This is a genomic window from Kineococcus rugosus, assembly GCF_050871975.1.
GTDB lineage: Bacteria > Actinomycetota > Actinomycetes > Actinomycetales > Kineococcaceae > Kineococcus.
Genome location: NZ_JBJLSJ010000013.1, coordinates 117,785 through 124,372 on the forward strand (window position 1 = coordinate 117,785; position 6,588 = coordinate 124,372).

Below are 6,588 nucleotides of genomic sequence, written 5' to 3' on the forward strand. Positions count from 1 at the left end.
TGACCCGCCCGCTCAGCGGGCGCGCAGGAACTCCCGGTAGTCGGCCAGGACGCCGTCGGCCAGCAGGTGCCGGGGGGCGAACACGGCCGTCAGCACGCCGAGCACCTCGGAGTCCTCCACGGCCGTCCGCGCCATCGAGTGCGCGGCGTCGTACCGGCGCACGGTGACGTCGTCGCCCAGGACCCGCCGGTAGGTGCGCTCGGTCTCGTCGACGTCGACGTTCTCGTCGTGCTCGCCGAGGTCGAGCAGGACGGGCAGGTGCCGGCCGGCCATCGCCTCCAGGTCCGCGGTCGCGTCGGAGCGGAAGTTCTCCAGCACGAAACCCCAGCGGTCGGCGCTCACCGGGTCGGGGTCGCCGGACTCGGCGACGTAGCGGGCGTGGTCGGCGCCCTCGGCCAGCAGTTCCCGGGTGCGGTCGCTGACGGCGACGTCCCCGCCGGTGGCCAGCAGGTTGAACCGGCCCTGCCGCAGCCAGTTCACCGCGGGGCTGACGGCGACGACGGCGCTGACCTCCGGCCGGGTCGCGGCGACCCGCGGCAGCACCCAGCCGGCCTGGCTGGCCCCCCACAGCACGACCGGCCCGTCGGTGATCCGCTGCGCCGCGGCCCAGTCCAGGACGGCGCCGACCTCCTGCGCGCGGTCGGCCATGCTCTGCTCCAGCCAGTTCCCGCTGGACCCGCCGACCCCGGGTTTGCTCCACGACAGCGTCGCGAAACCGGCGTCGGCGGCGGCCTCGAACCACGGCCGGTACAGGCCGTCGTGGGTGGCGTCGACGGGGCCGTCGCCGTGCACGACCACGACGAGGCCGCGGGGTTCGCCCTCGGGCCGGGCCAGGACGGCGTCGAGGGTCCCGGCGGCGACGGGGACCGCCCGCCGTTCCTCGTGGTGGCGGAAGTCCCAGCCCACCGCGGCGACGCCGGTGAGCGCGACCGCGACGGCCACGGCCAGCAGCAGGGCGACGAACCCTCGACGTTTCTTGTAGCGCACGTTCGTACACTAGACGATATGTTGCCGTCCGTGGAGATCACCCGCGGGTTCACCGCCCCCGAACGCGACCACGTCGCCGCCCTCTACTGGGAGGCGTTCGGCCGCAAGCTGCGCCCCGCCTTCCGCGACGCCGCGACCGGCCGCGCCGAGGTCGCCGCCTCGCTGCGCCCCGGCAACGTCCTCGTCGCCCGCCGCGACGGGCACGTCGTCGGCGTCTGCGGTTTCCGCCACGCCGGCGGCGGCGCCGTCTCCGGCGGGGGGACCCGCACCCGCCTCGGCCCGCTCGGCGCCCTGCGCGCCGCCCTCCTCCTGGCCCCCCTGCGCCGCGGCGACGTCCCCGGCGTCCTCGTCCTCGACGGCCTGTGCGTCGACACCGCGCACCGCTCCCGCGGCGTCGGTTCCGCCCTGCTCGCCGCCGCCGCCGACCTCGCCCGCGACCTCGGCCTGCACGCCGTGCAGCTCACCGTCGTCGACACCAACCCCCGCGCCGAGACCCTCTACCGCCGCCTCGGCTACACCGACGCCGGGCACGGCGACCTCGGCCCGCTCGCCGGCCTCTACGGTTTCTCCCGGTACCGCACGCTGCGGCGCCCCCTCACCCCCGGACCGGCCAGGAGCCCCGCGTGATCCCGTCCCCCCGCACGGTCGTCGAGGCCTTCTGCTCCGCCGGGCGCACCCCCCTGGCCGTCGTCTACGACACCGCCAACGCCGCCGGACTGCCCGACCAGCCCGTCCGCCTCGCGATCCGCCGCCTCGTCGCCGCCGGCGACGTCGTCCAGGACGGCCGCGGCCGCGCCGGCACCCTCACCCTCACCGACGCCGGCCGCGCCCGCCTGACCCGCGACCGCGTCGCCGTCGACCTCGCCCTCGCCCAGGACGCCGGGCACGCCCCCTGGGACCGCACGTGGCGGCTGATCGCCGTCAGCGTCGAGGAGACCGCCCGCGCCGTGCGGGACACCCTGCGCCGCAACCTGATCGCCGTCGGCGCCGCGCCCGTGTCCACCGGTCTCTACGTCAGCCCGCACGACCTCGCCGACCTCGTCGGAGCCACCGACCACCGCCACTTCGTGCTTGCCACCGCCACCGCCCTGCGGGTCCACGGCCACGACGACCCCCACCGCATCGCCGAGGACCTGTGGCCGGCCCGGCCCGTCGACGAGCGCTACGACGCCCTCGCCGACCTCCTCGACACCCCCGCCCACCCCGACCCCCTCGTGCAGCAGCTCCGCCTCGCCGAGGGCCTCGAACGCGCCCTGCGCGACGACCCCCTGATCCCACCGGAACTGCGCCCCCGCCCCTGGCGCCCCGCCGAGCTGCGCCGCCGCTGGGCCGCCGCGTGGGCGGCGCTCGCCGACGAGCTCGGCGAACGCGGGCTGCACCGGGACTGACGTCCCGTGGACGTGGACGTGGACGCGGACGTGGACGCGGGCGCGGGCCGGGTGGACACTGGGCACCACACCCACGGCACCGGGTGCGGGTGAGGAGGTCACCTCGTGAAACCCCTGCTCTGCGCGCTCGGCCGGCACCGGTGGACCGCTGAGGTCACCGAGGACGGGCAGGCGTTCCGCACCTGCGCCCGCTGCGGGTCCGACGAGGGCGACCTCCCGGCGGAGGCCCGCGTGCCGATCGACCAGCGGGACCGCGGCAGCCGGTTCTTCGACCGCGGCGCCGGAGGTTTCGGACCCCCGTCCTGACCGGGGACCGGCGCCGGGGTCCGGGCGCGGGGAACTCCTGCGGGGCAGGACCCGTCAGGAGATCCAGCCGCCCCCGGTGTGGCGCCCCTCGTCGATCTGCTCCCGCAACCGCCGGGCGGTCTCGGCGCGCTCCCCGACCTCGCGGTCGGCGGTGCGACGCAGACGGCCACGAGCGCCGCCCAGGGCCGCGGCGACCACGACCGCGGCGACGACGATCCCCACCAGGAACCACGTCATGCGGGAACGGTAGTCCGCCGCGGTCGCCGGGGGAACCCCGCGGCCCGGCGGGGCGTCACGCGTCGGCGAGCGCACCGAGGACGGAGAGCAGTTCCAGCTTCTCCTGGTCCTCGGTCCCGGGGACCGCGGTGTAGACCAGCAGCAGGTGCGACTGCTGCGGGTCCAGCAACGTCTGGCAGTGCAGCTGGATCCGGCCCACCGACGGGTGCACGAAGTTCTTCACCTCGTGCGGGCGGACCCCCACCTCGTGCAGTTCCCACAGCCGGCGCAGTTCCTCCGAGCCCGCCAGGGCCAGCTCGGCCAGCTCGGCCGCGGGGGACCCCGGCCCGCGGCGGGTGACGACCTCGCGCAGGCCCGAGGCGTACACCCGGGACAGGAACGCGTGGTCCTCCGGTGCGTACGACGCCCGGGTCCCGGGGTCGGTGAACCACCGGTACCCCCGGCTGCGGGCCGGGCCGGTCCACCGGGTGGCGTCCCCGGTCAGCGCGACGGCCAGCGGCGTCTGGCGCAGGGTCACCCCCAGTTCGGTGACGATCTCGGCGGGGGTGTCGGTCAGCCGGTCCAGGATGCGCAGCAGGCCGGGACTGACGTGCTCGCTGAGCGCACCCCTGGGCGGCGACTGGTGCCCGGCCAGCCGGAACAGGTGGTCGCGCTCGTCCAGGCCCAGGTGCAGGCCCTGGGCGATCGAGGCGATCATCTGCTCCGACGGCTGGGGCCCGCGCCCGCGTTCGAGCCGGGCGTAGTAGTCGGTGGACATGTGGGCCAGGGCGGCGACCTCCTCGCGCCGCAACCCGGTGGTGCGGCGCCGCTGCCCGCGGGGCAGGCCGACGTCCTGCGGCTGCAGCGCCTCGCGCCGTTGCCGCAGGAACTGCGCCAGCCCCGTCCTGTCGATGTCCACGGTCCCCTTCCTACCGGCTCCGGTCCCCGTCAGCCACGACCTGCCGATCCACCCCTCGCGGCCCGCCAGGGGTGGATCGGCAGGCCCTGGATGCGGGCGGGGGCCCGGCTGAGGCTGGTGTCACCGCCGCGACCCAGGAGGACGAGTGACCCCGCGACCCACCCCCGGTACCCCGCCCGGACTCACCGACCCGGACCGCCGGACCGGTCCGCCACCCCCGGCCACCAGCCCGAGCGCGACGGCCCGGCAGCTGCTGGGCCTGGACGAGGTGACGGGACGCTCCCTGGCCCGCACGACGCTGGACCGGACGCTGGAGCGCGTCGGGGGACCGGTCGGGCTGGCCTCGGCCGCGGCACCCACGGTCGCCTTCGTGGTCGCCGACGCCGTCGCCGGCCTCACCCCGGCCCTGGTCGCGCTCTCCGTCACCGCCGCGGCCGCCTGCCTCGTGCGCCTGGTCCGCCGGGAGTCCCCCGCGGCCGCGGTCGCGGGCCTGCTCGTCGCCGCGGGGTGCGCCGCGGTCGCGGCCCTGACCGGGGAGGCCCGGGGTTTCTTCCTGCCCACCACGGTGCTGCCGGTGCTGTTCGTCCTGGCCCACACCGGCTCCCTGCTCGCCGGGCGTCCCCTGATGGGGCTCGTCGTCAACCCGCTCGCCGGTGGCCCGCGCACGTGGCGCACCCACCGGCCGCTGCGGCGCCTGTACACCGCCAGCACGCTGGTGGGCGTGGGGCTGGCCGGGCTGAACCTCGCCGTCAGGGTCGCCTTCTACCTCGCCGACCAGCCCGCGGCGCTGGCGGTGGTGCAGGTCGTGTCCAGCACGGTCTTCGCCCTGCACTTCGCCGTCACCCTGGTCCTGGCCCGCCGCAGCGCCGGTGCACCGGCCGCCGCGCCCGCCCCGGCCCACCCCTGAACCCGCTCACCCCGCGCACGACCCCACCCACCTCACCCGTAGGAGAACCCCGTGGCCCGCACTCCCCAGCTCTCCCTGCCCGACCTGTCCGGCCGCCGCGCCCTGGTCACCGGCGCCAGCGACGGCATCGGCTTCGGCATCGCCCGCCGGCTCGCCGGCGCCGGGGCCGAGGTGCTCCTGCCCGTGCGCAACCGCACCAAGGGCGAGGCCGCGCTGGCCCGCATCCGGGCCGAGCACCCCGCGGCCGAGGTGACCCTGCACGACCTGGACCTGTCGTCGCTGTCGTCGGTCGCCGCCCTCGGGCACCGCCTGCGGGCCGAGGGGGCACCGATCCACCTGCTGGTCAACAACGCCGGGGTCATGACCCCGCCGCAGCGCCAGAGCACCGCGGACGGCTTCGAGCTGCAGCTGGGCACCAACCACCTCGGCCACGTCGCCCTGGTGGCCCACCTGCTGCCCCTGCTGCGCGCGGGCCGGGCCCGGGTCACCTCCCAGATCAGCGTGGCCGCCCGCAGCGGCGCGGTGAACTGGAGGGACCTGAACTGGGAGGACGGCTACCAGGGCATGCGCGCCTACAGCTCCTCCAAGATCGCCTTCGGTCTGTTCGGCCTGGAGCTGGACCGGCGCAGCCGCGCCGGGGGCTGGGGCATCACCAGCAACCTGTCCCACCCCGGGGTCGCCCCCACCAGCCTGCTCGCCGCCCGCCCCGAGCTGCAGCGCGAGCGCAACACCCCCCAGATCGCCGTCATCCGCAGGCTCTCCCGCGCGGGGATCCTGGTCGGGACCGTCGAGAGCGCCCAACTGCCGGCGCTGTACGCCGCCGCCGACCCGCGAGCCCGGGGCGGGCGGCTGTACGGGCCCACCGGGCCCGGGAACCTGGGGGGCGGCCCCGGTGAGCACCCGCTGTACCGCCCGCTGCGCGACGAGGCCGAGGCCGAGCGCGTCTGGAGGGTGTCGCAGGAGCTGGCCGGGGTGTCCTTCAGCGCCGCCGCACCGGTCTGAGCGCAGCGGGTCAGCCCCGGGCGCGGATCCCCGCCGTGCCCAGGACCACCCGGCGGCGGGCGGTGACCTCGTCGTCGCCGAACCGGTCGACGGCCCACGACAGCGCCAGCACCAGTTCGTAGACCTCCTCGGCGCTGGCGGCGCCGGTGCCCCCGCCGGGCTCCTGCGCCCGCGCGAGCAGGTCCGCCGTGCGCTGCAGGAGGGGGTTGCAGGCCGACCGCACCGGTGAGCCGGTCTCCGCGTGGGCGGAGGCCAGGCAGTGCGGCAGGTCGTGCCAGGTGCGCAGCCGCCACGTCAGCAGGACCAGCCACTCCGTCAGCGCCTGCTGCGGGGGGAGGTCGCGGGAGAGGTCGTCGGCGTCGCGCAGCGCGGCGTCGACGCTGTCCTGCACGACCGCGCCCAGCAGGTCGTCGCGGGTCGGGAAGTTGCGGTAGAGGGTGGCGTTGCCGACGCCGGCGCGGGCGGCGATGCCGTCCAGGGACGTGAGCGCGCCCTCGGCCTCGAAGGCTTCCCGGGCCGCCCGCAGGATCGCCTCGCGGTTGCGGCGGGCGTCGGCGCGCGGCGTCCGCGCGGGCGCGGTGCCCCGCCCGTTGCCCCCTGCTCCGGTTCCTCCGGGCACGACGACCACACCCCCTTGACCAAGTGGGGAGCTTCCCCACATATTTACCGAACGGGGATGGTCCCCACTTACCGAGGAGTCTAGATGAACCAGTCCCTCCAGGGCCGCACCGTGCTGGTCACCGGCGCCAACGGCGGGCTCGGCGAGCAGTTCGTCCACCAGGCGCTCCAGCGGGGAGCGGCGAAGGTCTACGCCGCGGCGCGCACCCCGAGGTCCTGGGACGACCCCCGCGCCGAACCGCTGC

At 76.6% G+C, this 6,588-nt stretch carries 9 protein-coding genes and 1 pseudogene; 6 read left to right on the forward strand and 4 right to left on the reverse strand.

The window, feature by feature from the left end; all coding sequences use genetic code 11:
* Positions 1 to 12: 12 nt before the first annotated feature.
* Positions 13 to 987 carry an alpha/beta hydrolase family protein gene (locus ACRYM6_RS09695; protein WP_432542663.1) on the reverse strand — a complete coding sequence of 325 codons (975 nt, stop codon included), beginning with the start codon at positions 985 to 987 and terminating at the stop codon, positions 13 to 15.
* 30 nt (positions 988 to 1,017) lie between these two features.
* Between ACRYM6_RS09695 and ACRYM6_RS09700 the strand changes: the two genes are divergently transcribed.
* The 3 genes from ACRYM6_RS09700 (at position 1,018) to ACRYM6_RS09710 (ending at position 2,681) form a co-directional block, all read left to right on the forward strand.
* Positions 1,018 to 1,614 (forward strand): GNAT family N-acetyltransferase, encoded by a 597-nt coding sequence (locus ACRYM6_RS09700; RefSeq protein WP_432542664.1) that lies wholly within the window; start codon positions 1,018 to 1,020, stop codon positions 1,612 to 1,614.
* Positions 1,611 to 2,375 carry a PaaX family transcriptional regulator gene (locus ACRYM6_RS09705; protein WP_432542666.1) on the forward strand — a complete coding sequence of 255 codons (765 nt, stop codon included), beginning with the start codon at positions 1,611 to 1,613 and terminating at the stop codon, positions 2,373 to 2,375. Before ACRYM6_RS09700 ends, ACRYM6_RS09705 begins: the two co-directional genes overlap by 4 nt.
* Positions 2,376 to 2,480: 105 nt before the next feature.
* Positions 2,481 to 2,681 carry a hypothetical protein gene (locus ACRYM6_RS09710; protein WP_432542667.1) on the forward strand — a complete coding sequence of 67 codons (201 nt, stop codon included), beginning with the start codon at positions 2,481 to 2,483 and terminating at the stop codon, positions 2,679 to 2,681.
* 54 nt (positions 2,682 to 2,735) lie between these two features.
* On the opposite strand, the gene ACRYM6_RS09715 is transcribed toward ACRYM6_RS09710, so the two are convergent.
* Positions 2,736 to 2,918, reverse strand: a complete 183-nt coding sequence (locus tag ACRYM6_RS09715; RefSeq protein WP_432542668.1) for a hypothetical protein — start codon at positions 2,916 to 2,918, stop codon at positions 2,736 to 2,738.
* A 55-nt stretch (positions 2,919 to 2,973) separates the two neighbouring features.
* Complete coding sequence (locus ACRYM6_RS09720; protein ID WP_432542670.1) at positions 2,974 to 3,816, reverse strand: helix-turn-helix transcriptional regulator; 843 nt, start codon at positions 3,814 to 3,816, stop codon at positions 2,974 to 2,976.
* Between the two features lie 145 nt (positions 3,817 to 3,961).
* On the opposite strand from ACRYM6_RS09720, the gene ACRYM6_RS09725 reads away from it, so the two are divergent.
* Positions 3,962 to 4,723: a DUF3159 domain-containing protein gene (locus ACRYM6_RS09725; protein WP_432542671.1), complete on the forward strand. Its 762-nt coding sequence runs from the start codon at positions 3,962 to 3,964 to the stop codon at positions 4,721 to 4,723.
* A 51-nt stretch (positions 4,724 to 4,774) separates the two neighbouring features.
* Entirely contained in the window at positions 4,775 to 5,725 is a 951-nt protein-coding gene (locus ACRYM6_RS09730; protein WP_432542672.1) for an SDR family oxidoreductase, read from the forward strand.
* Between the two features lie 10 nt (positions 5,726 to 5,735).
* On the opposite strand, the gene ACRYM6_RS09735 is transcribed toward ACRYM6_RS09730, so the two are convergent.
* A complete protein-coding gene (locus ACRYM6_RS09735) occupies positions 5,736 to 6,344 on the reverse strand; it encodes a TetR/AcrR family transcriptional regulator (protein ID WP_432542673.1) in 609 nt (202 codons plus the stop codon).
* An 84-nt stretch (positions 6,345 to 6,428) separates the two neighbouring features.
* Between ACRYM6_RS09735 and ACRYM6_RS09740 the strand changes: the two are divergent.
* Positions 6,429 to 6,588, forward strand: a pseudogene (locus ACRYM6_RS09740) (short-chain dehydrogenase); the annotation flags it as partial.